Here is a 21,449-nt window from a genome sequence, read left to right as displayed (position 1 = left end):
AGTCCACTATGATTGACCTCTCCGGCATGGTGTCAGGGAACAACGCTGAGCCGCTATACCTGCAAATCGTCACCGCGCTGCGCCGCCGGATCAGCGATGGCAGCCTGGGTATCGGCACCCGCCTGCCCTCGTCCCGGGCGCTGGCGCAGGATCTGGGCGTGGCACGGTCCACTGTAGTGACAGCCTATGACCAATTGGTGGCCGAGGGGTTCGCCGGAACCCGGCGCGGAGCGGGGATCTTTGTTTGCGATATCGCACCGATCCGCCCGCCCGAGGCCCCGTCCCGGTCTTTGCCCGCCGTGACACCGCCTGCCCCGGGAATGCTGCTGCCCGGCGCACCGGACCCGGAGGTGTTTCCTGCCCGCCCCTGGGCGCGTTGTGTTTCACGTGTGGCAAGGATGGATCCGCTGAGCCTCAGCCACCAGGAAGATGCCTTTGGCGATCCTGAGCTGCGCCGCGAGATCGCTGCATATGCGGCCCGCTGGCGGGGGATCGAATGCAGCGCCGGCCAGGTTCTGGTCACCAGCGGCGCCCGCGAGGCGCTGGAACTGACGATGGATTTCCTGGTTGGCGGTGAGGACATCGCCCTGGAGGCGCCAGGGTTCACTCCGACCCAGCGGTTTGCCCTGGCGCGCGGCTGGGACGTGCGCTGGCTGCGCGCGGGAGCGCGCGGGGCCGAGGTTCCAAGGCAGATGGCCAAGGTCACGCTGCTGACCCCGTCGCATCAGTTCCCCCTTGGCGGCACCCTGCCGGTTCCGCAGCGGCAGGCCTTTTTGCAAGCGGCCAAGAACCGGGGCGGCTGGATCATCGAAGATGATTTCGACAGCGAGTTCCGCTATGCCGGGCAGCCGGTCCCTGCCATGGCCGCGCTCGACCGGGAGGGCCGTTGCATCTATGTGGGCACGTTCTCCAAGACATTTTCCCACGCATTGCGGCTGGGATATGCGATCCTGCCGCCCGCACTGGTGCCGCAGTTCCGCGCCCTGTTCATCCACCCAAGTGCAGGCGCAGCCATCACCGCGCAGCGGCCCTTGGCGGACTTCATGGCTTCAGGGCAATATGACCGCCACATCCGCCGCGCCCGCAGGCTGTATGCGGAACGCTATGCTGCAGCCGCGGAGGCCCTGGAAGCATGGCCGGATTGGCTGGGATATTTCCAGCGCCACAATGCCGGGATGCAGATTGCCTTTCATCTGGCCGGCGAACAAAGCGACACGCAGATCTGCCGCCGCGCGGTTGACGCGGGCTATGCCGTCAGGCCTCTGTCCCCGCATGATCCGGCCAAGCAGTCCCAAGGGCTGCTTATCGGATTTTGCCAAGGCTCCCCGGATGCGCTGCCCGACCAGATTGCCGGGCTGCGGCGGATCGTGGAGCAAAGCTGAAATTCTCTGCCTATGGGCTTTTCATTTACAATTGCCTCTGTATAAATCCTCTGCATGAGCATTTGCGCAGATATCCCCCTTGCCGCCGCCGCGTCCCGCGGTGCCGCTCTGCGCGCCCTACTGATCCTAGCCCGCCTCTGAGCGTGCCCTTCCGGCGCGCCCGCTCAGAGGATTGCCGCACGCGCGCCATCGAAGGCTTATGATGCCCCAAAGGGCCTAGGACAGAGACAAGAGACACCAGCATGACCAACACTTCCCCGATTACCGGCCCGAACTCCGGCGACAAATCCCGTGTCGTGATTTTCGACACCACCCTGCGCGACGGCGAGCAGAGCCCCGGTGCCACCATGACCCATGACGAGAAGCTGGAGATTGCCGGCCTTCTGGACGAGATGGGCGTGGACATCATCGAGGCCGGCTTCCCGATTGCCTCCGAAGGCGACTTCCGCGCGGTGTCCGAAATTGCCGAACGCTCGAAAAATTCCGTGATCTGCGGCCTGGCGCGCGCCAGCTTCAAGGATATCGACCGCTGCGCCGAAGCGGTGCGCAAGGCCGCGCAGCCGCGGATCCATACCTTCATCGGCACCTCGGCGCTGCACCGCGCCATCCCGAACCTGACCATGGACGAGATGGCCGACAAGATCCACGAAACGGTCACCCATGCCCGCAATCTGGTGGACAACGTGCAGTGGTCGCCGATGGATGCGACCCGGACCGAGTGGGACTATCTGTGCCGGGTGATTGAGATCGCCATCAAGGCCGGCGCCACCACCATCAATATCCCCGACACCGTGGGCTACACCGCGCCGATGGAAAGCGCCGACCTGATCAGGCGCCTGATCGAAACCGTACCGGGCGCGGATGAAGTGGTCTTTGCCACCCATTGCCACAACGATCTGGGCATGGCGACCGCCAACGCGCTGGCGGCAGTTGCCGGCGGTGCGCGGCAGATCGAATGCACCATCAACGGCCTTGGCGAACGGGCCGGCAACACCGCGCTGGAAGAGGTGGTGATGGCGCTTAAAACGCGCAATGACATCATGCCCTGGCACACTGGTATCGACACCACCAAGATCATGCATATCTCGCGCCGCGTTTCGACCGTGTCCGGCTTTGTGGTGCAGCCGAACAAGGCCATTGTCGGAAAAAACGCCTTTGCCCACGAAAGCGGTATCCACCAGGACGGGATGCTGAAGAACCGCGAAAACTTTGAAATCATGCGGCCCGAGGACGTGGGCCTCTCCGGCACTTCCCTGCCGCTTGGCAAACATTCAGGCCGCGCTGCGCTGCGCGACAAGCTGGAGCACCTTGGATATGAAGTCGGTGACAACCAGCTGAAGGATGTTTTTGTCCGTTTCAAAGAACTGGCCGACCGCAAGAAAGAGGTGTTTGACGACGACCTTATCGCGCTGATGCGCACCGGTGTGGACGCCGAGAACGACTACCTCAAGATCGTTTCCATGAAAGTGGTCTGCGGCACCGGCGGCCCGGCAGAATCTACAGTCGAGATGGAGATCGACGGCAAGGACGTCACCGAGACCGCCGAGGGCGACGGCCCGGTTGATGCCACCTTCAAGGCGATCCGCATGATCTATCCGAACACCGCCCGGCTGCAGCTGTATCAGGTGCACGCGGTGACCGAGGGCACCGACGCACAGGCAACTGTTTCAGTACGGCTGGAGGAAGACGGCATCATCGCCACAGGCGAAAGCGCGAACACCGATACGGTGGTGGCTTCGGCCAAGGCCTATGTGAACGCGCTGAACCGCCTGATCGTACGCCGCGGCCGGGTTGGCGAAGGCGCCGATACACGCGAGATTTCCTACAAGGATCTGGCTTGATCCCTTTCTTCCAAGCCAAACCGGAAAAGGGTGCCTGTGCGGCGCCCTTTTTTCGTTTTCCCGGCAGGCAGCCTAATCAAACCCGGCCTTGCGAAGCCCTTCGCTGAAATGTTCGGCGTCCTCGCTGCGGCCATAATGCAGTCCGGCCAGCAAGGCGGGAATGTCCGCCGCCGGATCCTGCTCGCGGACGTGGCCTGCGTATGCTGCGGCCTGTTCCAGATTGCCAAGCCAGCCATGGCTGGCGGCCACCAGTGCCGATTGAACGGCATCCAGCGCCGGCAGCCGCATGAAATCGGACAACGCCTGCTCATAGAGCCGGGCGGTGAAATGCGCCTTGCCCAGATGGCTCCAGAAGCGGGCCGGAAAATGCGGATTTAGACGCATCGCCTTTTCGATCCACTCAGCGCCCTCTTCCGGCCGGCCGGTCCAGGTCAGCAGTTCGCCCATCTGGACCACCGACAGGTCGTAATTCGGGTTCAGCGCCAGGGCCCGTTCCTGGTGGTAGCGCGCCCGCTCCAAATCGTTGCGGACAATCCCGAGCGCCGCCATCAGACGGTGCACATCCGCGTCGTTGTCATCCATTGCCGCGGCCTTTTCGATCGACTCGCTGGCCAGCGCCAGCATCGCGTCGCGATCGTCGCACCAGCCATAGCCCCAAGCCTGGCCGCGGATACAGCCGCGCCAAGCGTGCGCATGCGCGTATTCCGGATCCAGCTCAATCGCCCGGCCGATCAGCTTCATTGCCTCGGCATTGTCCTCGCGGGTGCTGCGGTGATGCAGCACCTTGGCGGCCAGAACGCAGTCATAAGCCGCAAGGCTTGAAGGTTTCTTGCGCGCCACTTCATCCTGCTGCGAGGCTTCGATCCGCCCTGGCAAGGTCGCCACGATGGAGGAGGTCACCTCATCCTGTATCGCAAAGATATCATCCAGGCCGCGGTCGTATTTCTCCGCCCAGATATGGGAGTCGTTGCGGCTGTCGATCAGCTGCACGGTAACCCGCAGGCGGTTGCCCGCCTTGCGCACACTGCCTTCGACGATGTAGCGGGCACCAAGTTTCTCCGCCGCCTCGCGCACATTCACCGCCTGCCCCTTGTAGACAAAGGTCGAGTTGCGCGAGATCACGAACAGCTCATGGCGGCGGCTGAGTTCGGTCAGGATGTCCTCTGTCAGCCCGTCGGCAAAGAATTCCTGATCGGGATCTCCGCTCATATTGGCGAAGGGCAGCACCGCAATCGAAGGCTTCACCACCGACGCCGGCCTGCCGGCGCCCTCCGGTGACGCGGCGGACACCTCCTCGCCCAGCAGCAAACGGTAAATCCGCACAGGCTCGGAAATGTTTTTCAGGGTCTGCTCGCCCAGATCCTCAAACAGCAACCCGGACGTGTTGCGCACTTGCCCGTAGACCGCGGCGGACACGCAGATCTCCCCCGCGCCAGCCGTCTGTTCCAGCCTGGCCGCCACATTGACGCCGCTGCCGTAGATGTCGCCGTCCTCAAAGATAATGTCACCAAGGTTGATTCCGACCCGAAACTGAATGCGCTGGTCCGGCGCCACGTCCGCATTGCGCTTGCGCATCCGGCCCTGCACCTCGGCGGCACAGCCCACTGCATCCGACACGCTGGCGAATTCCACCAGCATCCCGTCGCCGGTCGTCTTGATGATGGAGCCGCGGTTTTTGGCGATCGAAGGGTCGATCAGCTCGATCCTGTGGGTCCGCAAACGGGCAAGCGTGCCTTGCTCATCCGCGTCCATCAGGCGGCTGTAGCCAACCATATCCGCCGCCAGCACGGCGGCCAGCCTGCGTTCCATTCGGCACTCCTTCTGCCAGAATTCTAGCCTGCGGAGATCCGAAATCCACTTAAATACCGCAGTCGGCCTTCAATGGAGAGGCGGGCGGTGCGCGGTTACTTGCGGGAAATCCCTTCGAACAGCGCCGACAGCCGGGCGGCCTCTTCTTCGATGCCATAGGGGGCGTTGACCACAAACATGCCGCTGCCAATCATCCGGTGCCCGTCACGGACCGGCGGAAAGGAGACCTCGTGGCGCAACGCGCCAGGCAGGCCTTGCGCCTCCAGCGCCGTCAGCATCTGTGTATGGGCGCCGTCCTTGAGGATCGGATACCACAAAGCGATGATCCCCACATTCCACTTCTTGTGCAGCTGGCCGATGATACCGGGAATACGGGCATAGTCGGTTTTAATTTCGTAGCTGGGGTCAATCAGAATGAGGCCGCGGCGGGGGGTTGGCGGCGCCAGAGACATGGCCAGCTCAAACCCGTCCTGCTGATGCACTTTGGCCTTCCAGGGTCTCAGCGCGGCACGCAGGGCTGCGTTTTCCTGCGGGTGCAGCTCGGCAAAATGCAGCGCGTCGCCCGGGCGCAGCAAAGAGGCGGCGACCAGCGGCGAGCCTGGATAGGCCGCCCCGCCATGCTGATTGCGGGTTTCCGTCAGGGCGTGGTGCAGCGGGTGATCCGCTGCCAGGCCATGGTCCGCCAGAACCCGTGTGATGCCTTGTTCGGCTTCGCCGGTCTTGACCGCCTCTGCCGCGTCCAGCTGATAGAGGCCCCGGCCGGCATGAGTCTCGATATAGCTGAGCGGTTTGTCCTTGCGGGTGAGGTAGGCCAGTGTCCAGGCAAGCAGCGCGTGCTTCTGAACGTCAGCCAGATTCCCGGCGTGGTATATGTGCTGATAGGAGAGCATAGGCCCCCTCTAGCGGCAATTCCCGCAGGGCGGAAGGGGCTGCGGCCGCAGGATAAACGGAATCTCAACCTCGACACGGCAGACTGCAGCCTGTCGAGATACCGCAGAATGCAGGTTCCTATGCCCTTCAGAACGAGCGCCGTTGCCCTCTTCCTTACATTTCTTGCCATGCTGCTGTGCGCAGCGGCAGCGGTCAGCGCGCAAGGCTATTCGCTGGTCGGCAACCAGTTCTTCCTGCACAAAGCCTCTGCCCCGCAACCGGGTTCCGCGCCGGGCCCGGCACCGCAGGCAATCGCCAGCCTGCTGCCCGATACCCTGCCCGGAGCGGCCACCGGCCGGGGTGCGGTGTCGCTTGATCCCGGTGCCGCCAGCCTGTTCCGCGGCCGCAGCGGCGGCAGCCTGTTTGCGCCGGCCCTCAGAACGCCGCCAAGCGCAAGCCAGCTGCTGTCTTTGATCGCCAGCGCCGAAGCAGGCAAGGCGAATTATGATGCCGTGCAGCTTGGCGCCAAACGAAAACCGCCGAAGAAACCTACCCAGATGACTGTTGCCGAGATCAACGCCTGGATCAATGCAACGCCAGGACAGCCCCATGCCATCGGGCGCTACCAGCTGATCCCCGCAACATTCCGGCGGCTGGTCAAACATCAGGGCGTGAAGCCGCAGGCGCGGTTTTCGCCCGAGCTGCAGGACCGTCTGGCGCATCAGCTGATCGAAGAAGCCGGTTACAGCGCATTCCTGAAGGCAGAAATGCCGCGCAAGACCTTCATGCTGAACCTGGCCAAGATCTGGGCCGGGCTGCCGACGTCCAACGGAAAGTCGTATTATGAGGGCTATGCCGGCAACAGCGCCAGCCTGACCTGGTCGCATTTTGATACTGAAATGAAGCGGATTTTCTCCAGTTGACCTGGCCCCGCTGCTGCCGGCCCAGGCAAGGCCCTGTGCCAGTCCCGGCCTTGCCGCCAGGACAAAGCCGGTATTGACACCGTGGACTTGGCGGAAAGGCGCTGTTTCACCATAATACGCCCTTTCGCGGTCCTGCACTGCCGCTTATAAGGTTGGTGCAGGCGGCTCCTCCGGGAGTCGCCTAAGGTATAATGGCAGCACTCACAGGATCCCTTTTATATGGCGTTTTTCGGAAACTTGGGCGGTCTGTTCACTTCGGACATGGCCATCGATCTCGGTACTGCCAATACGCTGGTCTATGTAAAGGGCCGCGGCGTGATCCTGTCCGAGCCTTCAGTGGTGGCCTACCACGTCAAGGATGGCGTCAAAAAGGTGCTGGCGGTGGGCGAAGACGCCAAGCTGATGCTGGGCCGCACCCCCGGCTCGATCGAGGCGATCCGGCCGATGCGCGAAGGCGTGATTGCCGACTTCGACACCGCCGAAGAAATGATCAAGCACTTCATCCGCAAGGTGCATAAGCGCTCGACCTTCTCCAAGCCCAAGATCATTGTCTGCGTGCCGCATGGCGCCACCCCGGTTGAAAAACGCGCGATCCGCCAGTCGGTGCTGTCCGCAGGTGCGCGCCGCGCCGGGCTGATTGCCGAGCCGATTGCTGCGGCCATCGGCGCCGGCATGCCGATCACCGACCCGACCGGCAACATGGTTGTCGACATCGGCGGCGGCACCACCGAAGTGGCGGTTCTGTCGCTGGGGGATATCGTTTATGCCCGTTCGGTCCGCGTTGGCGGCGACCGTATGGATGAGGCGATCATTTCCTACCTGCGCCGCCAGCAGAACCTGCTGGTGGGCGAAGCCACGGCGGAACGCATCAAGACCTCCATCGGCACCGCCCGGATGCCGGACGACGGCCGCGGCCAGTCGATGCAGATCCGCGGCCGCGACCTGCTGAATGGCGTGCCGAAGGAAATCGAGATCTCTCAGGCGCAGGTGGCCGAAGCGCTGGCCGAGCCGGTCCAGCAGATCTGCGAAGCAGTGATGACCGCGCTGGAGACCACACCGCCGGATCTGGCCGCCGACATCGTCGACCGCGGCGTGATGCTGACCGGCGGCGGCGCGCTGCTGGGGGATCTGGATCTGGCCCTGCGCGAACAGACCGGCCTGGCCGTGTCGATTGCGGATGAAAGCCTCAACTGCGTGGCACTGGGCACCGGCAAGGCGCTGGAATACGAAAAGCAGCTGGCCCACGCCATCGACTACGACAGCTAACAGCCCCTGCCCGCCAAAACGGCATCGGCTGACTGCGGGCTGGAGGGGCGGCTGGAAGGAGAGACGTGGCCAAAGACAAGTCACAGCGCGACGATTATGCAACCCCGCTGCGGCGTCTGCTGACAGCGGTGCTGTGCCTGTGCCTGGCTGCAGTTTTTATTGTCTGGCGGATCGACAGCCCGCGGGTGGAGCGTTTCCGCGCCCAGGTGGCGGACCGGGTGGTGCCCAGCATGGATTGGGCCATGGTGCCAGTCACCGCCGCTATTAACCTGGTGCGCGATTTCCAAAGCTATCAGCGGCTTGCCGAGCAGAACCGCGAGCTGCGCAGCGAGCTGCGCCAGATGCGGGCCTGGAAAGAGGCGGCGCTGCAGCTGGAGCAGGAAAATGCCCGGCTGCTGGACTTCAACAATGTGCGGCTGGACCCGCAGCTGACCTATATCACCGGGGTTGTGATGGCCGACAGCGGTTCCCCCTTCCGGCAGTCGGTACTGCTGAATGTGGGCAGCCGCGACGGGGTGCATGACGGCTGGGCCGCGATGGACGGGATCGGGCTGGTGGGCCGGATTTCCGGTACCGGGCGCGACACAGCGCGTGTTATTCTGCTGACCGACGCCGCCAGCGCTGTTCCGGCTGCCATCCAGCCCTCCGGCCAGACCGCGCTGGTCACCGGCGACAACAGCGCCGCGCCAGTCCTGAGCTTTCTGGAAAACCCCGATCTCGTGCGGCCCGGCGACCGGGTGATTTCCTCCGGCGACGGCTCGGTGTTTCCGGCAGGCCTGCTGATCGGCCAGGTGGCCAAGGACCGCTCGGGGCGGATGCGGGTGCGGCTGTCCGCCGATTACAGCCGGCTGGAGTTTCTGCGGGTGCTGCGCCATCACGGAACCGAAGTGATCCAGGATCCCGGCGGGCTGGTCGGTGCAGCCCCGGGTGATCCGATTCCGCAGCCGCGGCCTGAAGGGCTGGGAGACGGCAGCGCTGAAGGAACGGCTGAGGCGGGCAATGGCTAACACTTCGCCTGCCCGGATCTGGACCATGCGCCTGACCTTTCCAGGGCTGGCGCTGATGATCATGTTTTTTCACCTGCTGCCGCTCAACACCGAGCCTCGGTTTTGGGCGCCGCCGGATTTCCTGCTGCTGCTGGCCATGACCTGGTCGCTGCGGCGGCCCGACTTTGTGCCCGCGCTGTCGATTGCCCTGGTCATGCTGCTTGCGGATTTTCTGTTCCAGCGCCCGCCCGGATTGCTGGCGCTGCTGGCGGTGCTGGCCTGCGAATACCTGAAAGGGCGCGCGGCGCCGCAACGGGAAAGCACATTCGCCAGCGAATGGCTGGCGGCTGGCGTGACCCTGACCGGGGTTTTCACATTGAACCGGCTGGTTCTTGTGGTGTTTGGCGTGGAACAGGCGCCGCTGAGCCTGACCGTGATCCAGATTGTGATGACCATCCTCGCCTATCCGCTGGCAGTTTGGGTCAGCCAGACTATTCTGGGCGTCCGTAAACTCTCCCCGTCCGAAGCCGAAACCCTGATGAGCCGCCGATGAAACGCAACTCCAAGGATCTGGACGTCTCGCACGGCAAGATGACCCGGCGCGCGTTGCTGCTGGGCGGGCTGCAGCTGGCCTTTGCAGGCGGGCTGGCGGCAAGAATGCGTTTTCTGCAAGTGGATCAAGCGGATGAGTTCCGCCTGCTGGCCGAGGAAAACCGGATCAACATCCGCCTGCTGCCGCCTGCCCGCGGGCAGATCTTCGACCGCAACGGGCTGATCATCGCGCAAAACTCCCCGTCCTACCGGATTACAGTGGTGCCCGAGGATGCCGGCGACGTGGAGGCGGTGATTGATAAATTGTCGCGCCTGCTGCCGCTGGATCCCGAAGACCTGGAGCGCGCCCGCACCGAGATGCGCCGGTCGCCGCCCTTCCTGCCGATCACCCTGGCCGACCGGATCGGCTGGGAGGATATATCCAAGGTGGCAGTGAACGCCCCGGCCCTGCCAGGTGTGACGCCCGAGGTCGGCCTGACCCGGGTCTATCCGCAGCTTGGCGACTTTGCCCATGTGGTGGGCTATGTCGGGCCGGTCTCGGATTATGACCTGAGCAAGATGGAAGACCCCGAGCCGGTGCTTCTGATCCCGCGCTTTCAGATCGGCAAGGTAGGTTTCGAGGCCAAGCGCGAGGACGTGCTGCGCGGCAAGGCCGGTGCCAAGCGGGTGGAAGTGAACGCCACCGGCCGGGTGATGCGTGAGCTGGACCGGCGCGAGGGCATATCCGGCTCAGACATGCAGCTGACCACTGACGCAGAGCTGCAAAACTATGTGCAGGCCCGGCTGGGCCGGGAAAGCGCGGCGGCGGTGGTGATCGATTGCGAAGACGGCGATATCCGCGCGATCTGCTCTTCACCCAGTTTCGACCCCAATCTGTTCGTGCGCGGCATTTCGGTGGCCGATTACCGGATGCTGACCGAAGACGAATACCGCCCGCTCTCCAACAAGACCGTGCAGGGCACCTACCCGCCTGGCTCTACTTTTAAGATGATCACCGCGCTGGCGGCGCTGGAACAGGGTGTGATCGGACCTGAGGAAACCGTCTGGTGCCCGGGCCATCTGAAAGTTGCCGGCCGCCGCTTCCATTGCTGGAAACGGGCGGGCCACGGGCATGTGGACCTCAATACTTCACTGAAACGGTCCTGCGATGTTTATTACTATGACGTGGCAATCAAGACCGGGATCGACAACATCTCTGCCATGGCCAACAAATTCGGGCTGGGCATCAGGCACGATCTGCCGATGTCGGCTGTGGCACAGGGGATCACGCCGACTAAGGAATGGAAAGCCCGCTCTTACGGCAAGGACTGGCTGATCGGCGACACAGCGAACTCCTCAATCGGCCAAGGCTTCACGCTCGCCTCGCCGTTGCAGCTGGCGGTGATGACCGCACGGATCGCCACCGGGCGCAGCGTGACGCCGCGGCTGCTCAAATCGCTTGACGGGGTGGAACAGCCCAGCGGCGCGGGCGCTCCCCTGGATGTCAGCGAAAACAACCTGCGCATGGTGCGGCGCGGCATGTACTCGGTCAGCAACGACCGCCGGGGCACCGGCTACCGCTCCCGCATCATCGCTGACAACATACGGATGGCCGGCAAAAGCGGCACCAGCCAGGTCCGAAACATCACCGCCGCCGAACGGGCCGCAGGGGTGATCCGCAACAAGGATCTGCCCTGGGACCGGCGCGACCATGCTCTGTACGTCTGTTTTGCCCCCTACGATAACCCGAAATATGCCGTGGCCGTGGTGGTCGAGCATGGCGGCGGCGGCTCCAGAGCGGCGGCGCCGATTGCCCGCGACGTGTTGCTGCAAGCACTCTACGATGGCACTCCGCCGCTGGAAGCCTACCCCAAAGGGGACCGCAGCCGCATCAAGGCACAGCAGGAGCGGCTGGAACGCGAGCGTGTCAAGCGCCCCCTGGGCAGCAGGAGCAGCAAGGCATGAGCTATCTTGAGTATCACGCCAAATCGACACCCTCCGGCCTGCGCAAGATCCTGTATCTGAATTGGGGGCTGACGCTGCTGCTGATCACGGTGTCCAGCGTCGGCTTTCTGATGCTTTATTCGGTGGCGGGCGGCTCCTTCAGCCCCTGGGTGGAGCCGCAGGTCAAACGTTTTGCCCTCGGTCTCGGCGTCATGTTTGTGGTGGCGATGATCCCGATCTGGTTCTGGCGCAACGTGTCGGTGCTGGCCTATCTGGGGTCCCTGGCGCTGCTGGTCGCGGTGGAACTGTTCGGCACCGTCGGCATGGGTGCACAGCGCTGGATCGATATCGGCTTCATGCGGCTGCAGCCATCCGAGGTGACCAAGATCGCCTTGGTGATGCTGCTGGCGGCCTACTACGATTGGCTGCCGCCTGATAAAACCTCGCGCCCCTTGTGGGTGCTGCTGCCGGTGGCGCTGATCCTGCTGCCGACGGCGCTGGTGCTGAAGCAGCCGGACCTTGGCACCTCGATCCTTTTGTTGGCGGCCGGCGGCGGGGTGATGTTCCTGGCCGGTGTCCATTGGGCCTATTTCGCCGCCGTGATTGCTGCTGGCGTCGGGCTGGTCAGCGCCGTGTTTCAAAGCCGCGGAACCGATTGGCAGCTTCTGAAAGACTATCAGTTCCGCCGCATCGACACATTTATGGACCCCTCGCAGGACCCTCTGGGTGCAGGCTACCACATCACCCAATCCAAGATCGCGCTTGGCTCCGGCGGCTGGTCCGGGCGCGGTTTCATGCAGGGTACGCAGTCGCGGCTGAACTTTCTGCCCGAGAAGCACACCGACTTCATCTTTACCACCCTGGCAGAGGAGTTCGGCTTTATAGGCGGTGTGACCCTATTGTCCATTTACATGCTGATCATCCTGTTCTGCATCGCTTCGGCGATTGCCGCCAAGGACCGGTTCTCGTCACTGGTGATCATGGGCATCGCCATCACTTTCTTTCTGTTTTTTGCCGTCAACATGTCGATGGTTATGGGGCTGGCACCAGTGGTCGGCGTGCCGCTGCCGATGGTCTCTTACGGCGGCTCGGCCATGCTGGTGCTGCTCGGGGCTTTCGGCATTGTGCAAAGCGCTCACATCCACCGGCCGCGGCAATCCTCACGCTAGATATTGACGGAGTTCCTATGACTGCAAATGTTCTGTTCGCCGGCCGCGCGGATGCCTGGCCCGCCTATGAACCGCTGTTAAAGGCAGAACTTTCCCGGTTGGGCACCGATGCCGATCTGCGCAATGAATTTGCACCTGAAGACGTGGACTATATCGTTTTTGCCCCCAGCGGGCCGGTCAGCGACTTTGCCCCTTTTACCCGGTTGAAAGCGGTGCTGAGCCTGTGGGCGGGTGTTGAAAAGATCGTGCCCGTCGTGCCTGTCGGCGTGCCCCTCACGCGGATGGTGGATAGCGGGCTGGCGCAGGGTATGACCGAATGGGTGGTTGGGCACACGCTGCGCTATCACTTGGGGATGGATGCCCATCTTCGCGGCCAGAACGGCATTTGGGAGCCTCAGGCACCGCCGCTGGCGAAGGACCGCCGGGTGACAGTGCTTGGCCTGGGCGCCCTCGGCACCGCGTCCGCCCAAGCGCTGGCCACCCTGGGATTTCAGGTGTCCGGCTGGAGCCGGTCGCAAAAGGAGATCGAAGGCATTACCTGCCACACCGGGCCTGAGGGCCTGAAGGCCGCGCTGGCGCAAGCGGAAATCGTGATCCTGCTGCTGCCTGATACGCCCGCCACCGAAAACACGCTGAATGCAGAGACGCTGGCCATGCTGCCCAAGGGCGCGAGGATCATCAATCCGGGCCGCGGACCGCTGATTGACGACAGCGCCCTGCTGGCAGCGCTCGGCAGCGGCCAGATCGCGCACGCAACGCTGGATGTGTTCCGCGTTGAACCGCTGCCGCCGGAGCATCCCTATTGGGCGCACCCCAATGTGACGGTAACCCCCCATATCGCCTCGGAAACCCGTGAAAGCACCGCTGCCGAAGTGATTGCCGAAAACATTCGCCGCGGCGAGGCTGGAGAACCGCTGCTGCATTTGGTTGACCGGAGTTTCGGTTATTAGGACGGGGCTTTGCCCCCTGCGCCTGACGGCGCATTCCCCCAGAGTATTTTCAACCAGAAAGAAAGCCGGGGCCTATCGCTTCTTTCTGGTCTTAAATACTCTTTTCCGGGGCATCGCCCTGCGCAACGCCAGCTATGCTGCGGTTAGGCCGCGGCCCTTCAACAGCGCTTCCACCCCCGGCAATCGTCCGCGGAAAGCCATGTAGAGCGCGGCCGGGTCAACCGACCCGCCAGTGGAAAGAATATGCGTCTCCAACGCTTTGGCGCGTTCGGCATCAAAGGCACCGCCAGCCTCCTCAAAGGCTGCAAAAGCGTCGGCATCCATCACCTCGGACCACATGTAGCTGTAGTAGCCCGAAGAATAGCCGTCGCCGGCAAAGACATGGGCAAAATGCGGCGTGGCATGGCGCATGGTGATGGCACGCGGCATGCCGATTTCCTCCAGCACTTCGGCTTGCTTCGCCATCGGATCGGACACAGCAGGACCGTCGTGAAAGGCCAGATCCACCAGTGCGGAGGCGACATACTCCACAGTCTGGAACCCCATGTCGAAGTTGGCGGCACCCAGCACTTTCTCCAGCATGTCCTTTGGCATCGGTTCGCCGGTTTCCGCATGGGTTGCGAATTCCTGCAGGACCTCCGGCACTTCCAGCCAGTGTTCATAGAGCTGGCTCGGCAGCTCCACAAAGTCGCGCGCCACCGAAGTGCCCGAAATGCTTTCATAGGTCACGCTCGACAGCATCTGATGCAGTGCGTGGCCGAATTCGTGAAACAGGGTACGGGCATCATCCCAGGACAACAGTGCCGGATCGCCTTTGGCGAAGTTACAGACATTGATGACAACCGGGGTCTGGGTTTTCGGGAACTTGGCCTGCTGGCGCATCGCCGAGCACCAGGCGCCTGAGCGTTTAGAGCCGCGGGCAAAGTAATCGCCGATGAAGACCGCCACATGAGCGCCGTTCCGTGTCACTTCCCAGGCGCGGCAATCCGGGTGGTAGAGAGGCACGTCCAGCGGTGCAAACTCCAGCCCGAACAGGCGGTTTGCGCAGGTAAAGCTGGCTTCGATCATCCGGTCAAGCTGCAGATAGGGTTTCAGCGCCGCCTCATCCAGATCATGCTCAGCCTTGCGGCGCTTGGCGGCGTAGTAGCGCCAGTCCCAGGGCTCCAGGCTGCCATTGATACCGTCCGCCTGCATCATCGCGGTCAGCACTTTTGCGTCAGCCTCCGCACGGGATTTGGCCGGGCCCCAGACATCCATCAGCAGGCCGCGGACCGCCGCCGGCGTTTTGGCCATTTCAGTTTCCAGCTTGTAGGCGGCAAAGTTTTCATAGCCCAGAAGTTTCGCCCTCTCCTCGCGCAGTTGCAGGATTTCTGCGGCGATGGCGCGATTGTCGGTGTCTCCGCCATTGGCTCCCCGGGCAGCCCAGGCATTGAAGGCTTTCTCGCGCAGGTCGCGGCGCGGCGAGAATTGCAGGAAAGGTGTGATCAGCGAGCGCGAAAGGGTAACCACCGGACCATCCTTGCCCTTTTCCTCGCCGGCCGCACGGGCAGCGCTGACCACAAACTCCGGAAGCCCTTCCAGATCGTCTTCGGAGAGTTCCATGAACCAGCCCCGCTCATCCGCCAGCAGGTTCTGGGTGAACTCTGTGCCGAGGGTCGCCAGCCGCCCCTTGATCTCCTGCATCCGCCTGTCGGCATCGCCTTCCAGCGCTGCGCCGCCACGCACAAAGCCGCGGTGGGTCAGCATCAGAACGCGTTGCTGCTCCTGGTTCAGATCCAGCGCATCGCGCTTGTCCCAGACCGCCTTGACCCTTGCATACAGGACCTTGTTTGCGGTGACTGCGGAAAAATGCGCGGCAAGCCTGGGTGAAAACGCCCGCTGCAGTTCTTCCCGCTTGGAGTTGCTGTCGGCTCCGGCCACGGTGAAAAACACGCCTAAAACCTGTTCTAATTCGCGGCACGGGGTCTCCAGCGCCTCGATCACATTGGCAAAACCGGGTGCCTCGCTGCTGTTTGCGATGGCGTCGATCTGTGCGGAGTGCGCCTGCAAGGCCTGCTCCAGCGCGGGGGCGAAATCGTCATCAGAGATGCTGCCGAACGGGGCAATTTCAAACGGCGTGTCCCAGCGGGACAGAAGCGGATTGGGCATAAACGGGTCTCCTTTGCTGGGGACGCTAACGGGAAACCAATAGGGCTGCAATTGGGCTTCCAATGCCTGGGCACTGCTGCCCGGAACTTTAGGGATGTCAGGGGGTTTCGATGGCCAATGGCAATATCCGCAAAGGCAATCAAACCACTGCGACCGGCGCTGAAGAGACGGCGTTGCCGGCGACAGGTGCTTCGGCGCCGCCGCTGCATATATCTTCCACCCTGGTAACCGGCGCCACCGCAGGGGTCCCGGCACCTGTTCATGGCTAAGATACTTCCAGCATCACGCCTGCCGCCCCCCCCTGTTCGCTGGTGTTCTGGATGGAGACGGCAGGGCTGATGAAGGCACTCTTCCGCCTGGCCCCGGCGCAGGCAGCTGAATACTGCGCCGTTTTATACTACCTGCCCGTCGGGTTGTTGCGGCCCGAAGACTTGATCGCTGATCTGTGCCGGGTGCTGTGTGTCAGTGGCGCGGACCGGTCAGCCGCCCGCGCCATCGCCTACGGCAAGCGCCGCCGGCACGATGCGGACCGGGACATCCGCGATATTGGCTGCCCGGGCGATCCGCCACTCGAAGCGGCCCATTCTGCCATCGGTATCAATCAGAACCACCACCGGCTCCTTGCCGGTGACTTCTGCTGCGAACAACACCTGCTGGATGCTGTCCAGGCTGCTGCGCTTGTCGAGGCCGAACTCGATGACCCGGTTTTCATTTTCGCAGTCCGTTCTGATCGACGCCGCACCACCGGGATAGGTGAACGCATGCACTGTCTCCGGTTGGCCGCCGAACAGGGCGCCGCAAAGCAGCGTAATGAAATAAGCTTCGTTCACAGGGCGGTCTCGTTAGGCGTTTCAAGCGTTGCCGCAGACCGGGCAACCTTGCCGCCTGGCCATGCGGATCTTGCGGGTTTCGCCATAGAGCCCGTCATAGATCAGCATCTCACCTTGCAGAACCGCACCGGCCCCGGTGATCAGCTTGACCGCCTCAACTGCCATCATAGACCCGACGACACCGGGCAGCGGGCCGGCCACCCCGGCCTCTGAACAGCTGGGGGCGAGGCCGGGCGCCGGCGCCTCGGGAAAAATGCACTGGTAGCAGGGCCCGCCTTTGGCCGGGTGAAAAACGCTCAACTGGCCTTCCCATTGCGACAGCGCGCCAGAGATCAGCGGCTTGCCCAGCGCCACCGCGGTACGGTTGGCGAGATAACGGGTCTCGAAATTGTCGGTGCCGTCGAGAATCAGGTCATAGTCCGCAAACAGCTCTGCCGCCGTTTCTTCTGTCAGGCGGCGGTTGTAGGGGCGCACGTCGACAAAAGGGTTTTGCGCCTGCATCGCGGCCTGGGCCGAAAACACCTTTGGCTTGCCGATGTCTGCGTCGCGATGGATCACCTGACGCTGCAGGTTGGCATTGTCGACCACGTCATCGTCGATCACCCCGACGGTCCCCGCTCCGGCGGCAGCCAGATACTGCAACACAGGGGCGCCAAGGCCGCCGGCACCGATCACCAGCACCCTGGCCTGCTTCAGCCTCTTCTGCCCCGAACCGCCCAGCTCCCGCAGGACGATATGGCGGGCGTAGCGGTCAAGTTCGCTTTCAGTGAAGGTGCTTGCCGGCTGGCTCATCTGTGTATCCTGAGGCTGGGCGCGGGTCTTAAGGCCGGCAACGATACGCGCATAAAACCCGGCCACAAGGGCAAAGCCGCCCAAGAGCAGCCAGGGCGCCGCCGCGCCGCCGGTGCCTTCGCGCAAGGGGTGCCCATCCGGCAGGGTCAGCTGCACCGCCAGCACGGCTGCAAACAGAATTGCCAGCAAACCGAAACGCAGGTTGCGCGGCAGGCCAAGGAATCGCCCGCCCCACCAGATCAGCGCTGCCAGAAACAGAATGCGAAGCATCAGCCGCGCCCAGTGGAGCCAAAGCCGCCATCGCCGCGGCTGGTGCCTGAAAGCGTCTCCGCAAGCTCAAACCGGGCTTGCAGCACCGGTGCGACCACCATTTGCGCGATGCGTTCGCCATGGCGGACCTCAAAGGGCTCCTGCCCTGCATTCAGGAGGATCACGCCCAGCGGGCCACGGTAGTCACTGTCGATTGTTCCGGGCGTGTTCGGCAGAGTGATCCCGTGCTTCAGCGCCAGCCCGGAGCGCGGGCGGATCTGCACCTCGTAGCCTGCGGGAATTTCCAGGCGCAACCCGGTTGGCACCAGCGCCCTGGCACCGGGTTCAAGCGTCAGTGCGCCCCGGTCCGGCAAATTGGCACGGATGTCCGCCCCGGCGGCGCCCGCCGTTTCATAGGCCGGCAGCGGCACATTCCGGTCCGCGTCTTCGTCGTGGATTACACGGATGGCAACCATTGCTGCTCCCCTGCTTCATCTTTGTTCAAATACTCAAATTCACCCGGCCAGCGCCGCAGCGATCCGCGCTGCCAGTTTGCGGGCCACCTCATCCTTGCCCATACGCGGCCAGTCCTCGGCGCCATCATCAGAGATCAGCACCACCGCGTTTTCGCTGCCGCCCATGATGCCGGTAGCGGGAGAGACATCATTTGCAACGATCCAATCACAGCCCTTGCGCTTGCGCTTGGCGGTGGCGTTATCCACCACATCGTTTGTCTCAGCGGCAAAGCCGACCACCAGCTTGGGACGTCCCGTTGTCATCCGTGCAACTGTTTTCAGAATGTCGGGGTTTTCCGCAAATTCCAGCACCGGCAGCCCGTCCTTGGACTTCTTCAGCTTGCGGTCCGAGGCGCTGGCAACCCGCCAGTCTGCCACCGCGGCGGCAAAGACCCCGGCATCAGCGGGCAATGCCGCTTGCACGGCCGCCTCCATTTCGCGCGCACTTTCCACCTCGATCACCTGCACCCCCTCAGGAGGGCGCACCGTTGCCGGGCCCGTGACAAACACCACTTCCGCGCCCAGATCGCGCAGCGCACGGGCCACAGCTGCCCCCTGCGCCCCCGAGGAGCGGTTGGCGATGTAGCGTACCGGGTCGATCGGCTCATGCGTCGGGCCAGAGGTCACCAGAATACGCCTGCCATTCAATGGCCCATCCGAAAGCTTGGCGGTGATAGCAGCCAGAATCTCATCTGGTTCCGCCATCCGGCCCGGGCCGAATTCACCGCAGGCCATACTGCCGTCATTCGGACCCACGAAAGACACCCCATCCTCCTTCAGAACCGCGATGTTGCGATGTGTCGCCGGATGCTCCCACATGCGCACATTCATCGCAGGCGCCAGCAGCACCGGGGTGTCGGTGGCCAGCAGCAGGGTTGAGGCAAGATCATTGGAGTGGCCGTGCGCCATCTTGGCCATCAGGTCCGCCGTGGCCGGCGCCACCACCAAGAGATCGGCGCTGCGCGATAGCTGGATATGGCCCATCTCGGCCTCAGACGTCAGGTCGAACAGCTCCTGATGCACAGCGGTTCCGGCAAGGGCCGAGACCGACAGAGGTGTTACAAATTCAGCGCCGGACTTGGTCAGAACCGGGGTCACGCGCCCCCCCTTGTCCTGCAGGCGGCGGATCAGCTCCAGCGACTTATAGGCCGCGATGCCGCCGCTGATTATCAAAAGAATATGTCTGCCAGCCAGCATCTGTCCGCCCTTACCCCGTTTCCCGCGACCTTACTGCGCCGCGGCAAAAGTGTGAAACGGTTTTCCCGGCGGGAGACCTCCAAGGCCAATGTCTCCCGCCCCCGCGCGGCACGGGCCTGTGGGCCCCCGCCCCCCCCGGCGGCGTTGGGCCGGGCGCCGTGCTGCGCACGGCGCGGTGCCGTTTTCAAGCAGCCCGGCCCCTCGCTGCCCGGTGTCTGTCAGCCTCCGTTCCGGAAGGTCAGGCACGGATCCGGGCGGCTGACCGCAGCACCCGCGTCGAGCAGAAGATCGAATTTCCCGCTGATCTGTCCGCCCTCGGACTGGCCCAGGCTGCGGATCTGCACCGCTGGACGGGCCCTGGCCAAGTAGACCGCCAGCCCGCGGTCGGTGCGGGCATGGCCATTGCCGGTGATCACAGCCACTGGACCGCCGGTTTCCGCAAGTGCCCTATCCGCGGCCTCTGCCAGGGCAGCGTCCCGCAGGCGTTGGAAGTCCACCAGGACAGGCAGCATCTCAACCGGCATCGCATTGCAATGATTGGCCTGCTGGTCCGCCTCTCGCGCGGCCTGCTCTGCCTCCGGCAGCGGCCGGTCAAGGCCAAAGCGGGCCGCGTCTTCAGCCCCGAAATAGGCAGCTACGCCGTTTTTCAAAGCCTCCGAAGCCTCGGCCCGCGGCACCTGTGCGCCATACTGGCGGGCACTGGCAGCAGCTGCAAATACCGGGGCATAAAGGCTGAAGTCCGGCCAACCGGAATTCACCCAATCCAGCTGCCGGGCCGTCCGCTTTGCATTCGTCAGCGTTTCAGGATCCAATGCAGCTGCCTGTTTTGCTGTGATCATCTCCCAGACCACAGCCTTGGGCTGCAGCTGTGCCAGCAGCATTGCCTGCCGCTGGTGATGCACAGGATTGTCATGCACTTCGCCGAGAATCACAACATCTGCGCCGCCCAGCAGCCGGGCTGCCGCGGACACCTCATCCGCCCGGACGCCAGACATGCTGAGCGCCGCCAGAAAGGCGGCGCTCAGCACGATTGTCAGGAAATTAATCTGCTCTCTCATGAAAGCAGTCTGTGCACCTCGCGCGACTGGCCCTCAAGGCATTTGCGCATTTTCTGGAACGCCCCGGCCTCGAGCTGGCGGACCCGTTCCTTGGAGAGCCCCAGTTCGGTTCCCAAGCTTTCCAATGTGCGCGGGCGTTCGCGCAGCTTGCGTTCCGTGATGATGAAGCGCTCACGGTCATTCAGCGCCTGCAGCGCAGAAACCAGCCATTTGCGCAGCTGGCGGCGGTCGTGCCGCTCCTGGACCAGCTCATCAGCCTGAGACGTGTCATCTTCCAGTGCGTCTATCCATTCGCGGCCTTCTTCATCGCTGGACTGCACCGCATTGAGCGAAAAGTCGGCACCGGACAAGCGCCCCTCCATCATCTCAACATCGCGCAGCGGCACCCCGATTTCAGTCGCAATCTTCTGATGCAGCTGATGCCGGTCCAGCCGCGCGCCCGACGCACGCGCCTCGCGCTCCAGCTGCGCCTGCACCCGGCGCATGTTGAAAAACAGCGATTTCTGTGACGACGTGGAACCGGTGCGCACCATCGACCAGTTGCGCATGACGTAGTCCTGAATCGACGCTTTGATCCACCAGACCGCATAGGTCGAAAACCGGACTCCCCGGTCCGGATCAAATTTGTCGGCGGCTTTCATCAGGCCCAGGCCCGCCTCCTGTATCAGATCGTTCATCGGCGCCCCGTAGCGCTTGAACTTGGCCGCCATGGAAATTGCCAGGCGCATGTAAGCATTGATGAGCCGGTGCAGCGACTTTACATCGCGGTCATCACGCCACGCGTAAGCCAGACGCCGCTCGGTTTCAGCATCCAAAAGTTCTGCCTTCATCGCCTGCCGCGGCAATGGGTTTTCGAATGTGGAATCTAGTGCCATTTTATTTCCCCCCGGAAACTAATTAACAAACTACCGATGCCTTGGGGCACACATGGAACAAAGTTGAACCCGGGTCTTCTATAGGCCGGCAGCATCAGCGCACTGGATACGAGT

18 protein-coding genes are annotated in these 21,449 nt (G+C 63.3%); 9 read left to right on the top strand and 9 right to left on the bottom strand.

Annotated elements, in window-relative coordinates:
- Positions 1-8: 8 nt before the first annotated feature.
- Both pdxR and METH_RS01690 read left to right on the top strand, forming a co-directional pair.
- Positions 9-1,382 (top strand): MocR-like pyridoxine biosynthesis transcription factor PdxR, encoded by a 1,374-nt coding sequence (gene pdxR / locus METH_RS01695; protein WP_024088666.1) that lies wholly within the window; start codon positions 9-11, stop codon positions 1,380-1,382.
- 242 nt (positions 1,383-1,624) lie between these two features.
- Positions 1,625-3,223, top strand: a complete 1,599-nt coding sequence (locus METH_RS01690; protein ID WP_024088665.1) for a 2-isopropylmalate synthase — start codon at positions 1,625-1,627, stop codon at positions 3,221-3,223.
- Positions 3,224-3,295: 72 nt separating this feature from the next.
- Here METH_RS01690 and METH_RS01685 read toward each other — a convergent pair whose 3' ends face one another.
- On the bottom strand, positions 3,296-5,032 hold the full coding sequence (locus METH_RS01685) for an adenylate/guanylate cyclase domain-containing protein (protein ID WP_024088664.1): 1,737 nt from the start codon (positions 5,030-5,032) through the stop codon (positions 3,296-3,298).
- Positions 5,033-5,127: 95 nt separating this feature from the next.
- Entirely contained in the window at positions 5,128-5,922 is a 795-nt protein-coding gene (locus tag METH_RS01680; protein ID WP_024088663.1) for a 23S rRNA (adenine(2030)-N(6))-methyltransferase RlmJ, read from the bottom strand.
- 168 nt (positions 5,923-6,090) lie between these two features.
- Here METH_RS01680 and METH_RS01675 point away from each other — a divergent pair, with 168 nt between their 5' ends.
- The 7 genes from METH_RS01675 (at position 6,091) to METH_RS01645 (ending at position 13,671) form a co-directional block, all read left to right on the top strand.
- Positions 6,091-6,825, top strand: coding sequence for a lysozyme family protein (locus tag METH_RS01675; protein WP_245602945.1), 735 nt, complete (start codon positions 6,091-6,093; stop codon positions 6,823-6,825).
- Between the two features lie 219 nt (positions 6,826-7,044).
- Entirely contained in the window at positions 7,045-8,091 is a 1,047-nt protein-coding gene (locus METH_RS01670) for a rod shape-determining protein (RefSeq protein ID WP_024088661.1), read from the top strand.
- Positions 8,092-8,156: 65 nt separating this feature from the next.
- Positions 8,157-9,098 (top strand): rod shape-determining protein MreC, encoded by a 942-nt coding sequence (gene mreC, locus METH_RS01665; RefSeq protein ID WP_024088660.1) that lies wholly within the window; start codon positions 8,157-8,159, stop codon positions 9,096-9,098.
- Positions 9,091-9,630 carry a hypothetical protein gene (locus METH_RS01660; RefSeq protein ID WP_024088659.1) on the top strand — a complete coding sequence of 180 codons (540 nt, stop codon included), beginning with the start codon at positions 9,091-9,093 and terminating at the stop codon, positions 9,628-9,630. The genes mreC and METH_RS01660 overlap by 8 nt, the downstream gene beginning before the upstream one ends.
- Entirely contained in the window at positions 9,627-11,573 is a 1,947-nt protein-coding gene (mrdA, locus tag METH_RS01655) for a penicillin-binding protein 2 (RefSeq protein ID WP_024088658.1), read from the top strand. Before METH_RS01660 ends, mrdA begins: the two co-directional genes overlap by 4 nt.
- Complete coding sequence (gene rodA, locus METH_RS01650; RefSeq protein ID WP_024088657.1) at positions 11,570-12,721, top strand: rod shape-determining protein RodA; 1,152 nt, start codon at positions 11,570-11,572, stop codon at positions 12,719-12,721. The genes mrdA and rodA overlap by 4 nt, the downstream gene beginning before the upstream one ends.
- 17 nt (positions 12,722-12,738) lie before the next feature.
- Complete coding sequence (locus METH_RS01645; RefSeq protein WP_024088656.1) at positions 12,739-13,671, top strand: 2-hydroxyacid dehydrogenase; 933 nt, start codon at positions 12,739-12,741, stop codon at positions 13,669-13,671.
- A gap of 132 nt (positions 13,672-13,803) precedes the next feature.
- Here METH_RS01645 and METH_RS01640 read toward each other — a convergent pair whose 3' ends face one another.
- The 7 genes from METH_RS01640 to METH_RS01610 form a co-directional block, all read right to left on the bottom strand.
- Positions 13,804-15,819 carry a M3 family metallopeptidase gene (locus METH_RS01640; RefSeq protein WP_024088655.1) on the bottom strand — a complete coding sequence of 672 codons (2,016 nt, stop codon included), beginning with the start codon at positions 15,817-15,819 and terminating at the stop codon, positions 13,804-13,806.
- A gap of 479 nt (positions 15,820-16,298) precedes the next feature.
- Positions 16,299-16,649, bottom strand: a complete 351-nt coding sequence (locus tag METH_RS01635) for a hypothetical protein (protein ID WP_024088653.1) — start codon at positions 16,647-16,649, stop codon at positions 16,299-16,301.
- Positions 16,650-16,670: 21 nt separating this feature from the next.
- Positions 16,671-17,711: a HesA/MoeB/ThiF family protein gene (locus METH_RS01630; RefSeq protein ID WP_024088652.1), complete on the bottom strand. Its 1,041-nt coding sequence runs from the start codon at positions 17,709-17,711 to the stop codon at positions 16,671-16,673.
- Complete coding sequence (dut, locus tag METH_RS01625; protein WP_024088651.1) at positions 17,711-18,166, bottom strand: dUTP diphosphatase; 456 nt, start codon at positions 18,164-18,166, stop codon at positions 17,711-17,713. The genes METH_RS01630 and dut overlap by 1 nt, the downstream gene beginning before the upstream one ends.
- 39 nt (positions 18,167-18,205) lie before the next feature.
- A complete protein-coding gene (coaBC, locus tag METH_RS01620) occupies positions 18,206-19,402 on the bottom strand; it encodes a bifunctional phosphopantothenoylcysteine decarboxylase/phosphopantothenate--cysteine ligase CoaBC (RefSeq protein ID WP_024088650.1) in 1,197 nt (398 codons plus the stop codon).
- A 218-nt stretch (positions 19,403-19,620) separates the two neighbouring features.
- Entirely contained in the window at positions 19,621-20,460 is an 840-nt protein-coding gene (locus METH_RS01615) for a ChaN family lipoprotein (protein ID WP_024088649.1), read from the bottom strand.
- Positions 20,457-21,335: an RNA polymerase factor sigma-32 gene (locus METH_RS01610; protein ID WP_024088648.1), complete on the bottom strand. Its 879-nt coding sequence runs from the start codon at positions 21,333-21,335 to the stop codon at positions 20,457-20,459. Before METH_RS01610 ends, METH_RS01615 begins: the two co-directional genes overlap by 4 nt.
- Positions 21,336-21,449 lie beyond the last annotated feature (114 nt).

The sequence above is a fragment of the Leisingera methylohalidivorans DSM 14336 genome (assembly GCF_000511355.1).
GTDB lineage: Bacteria > Pseudomonadota > Alphaproteobacteria > Rhodobacterales > Rhodobacteraceae > Leisingera > Leisingera methylohalidivorans.
Note: the sequence above shows the minus strand (reverse complement) of the source record. Positions and strands in the feature narration are given on the sequence as shown.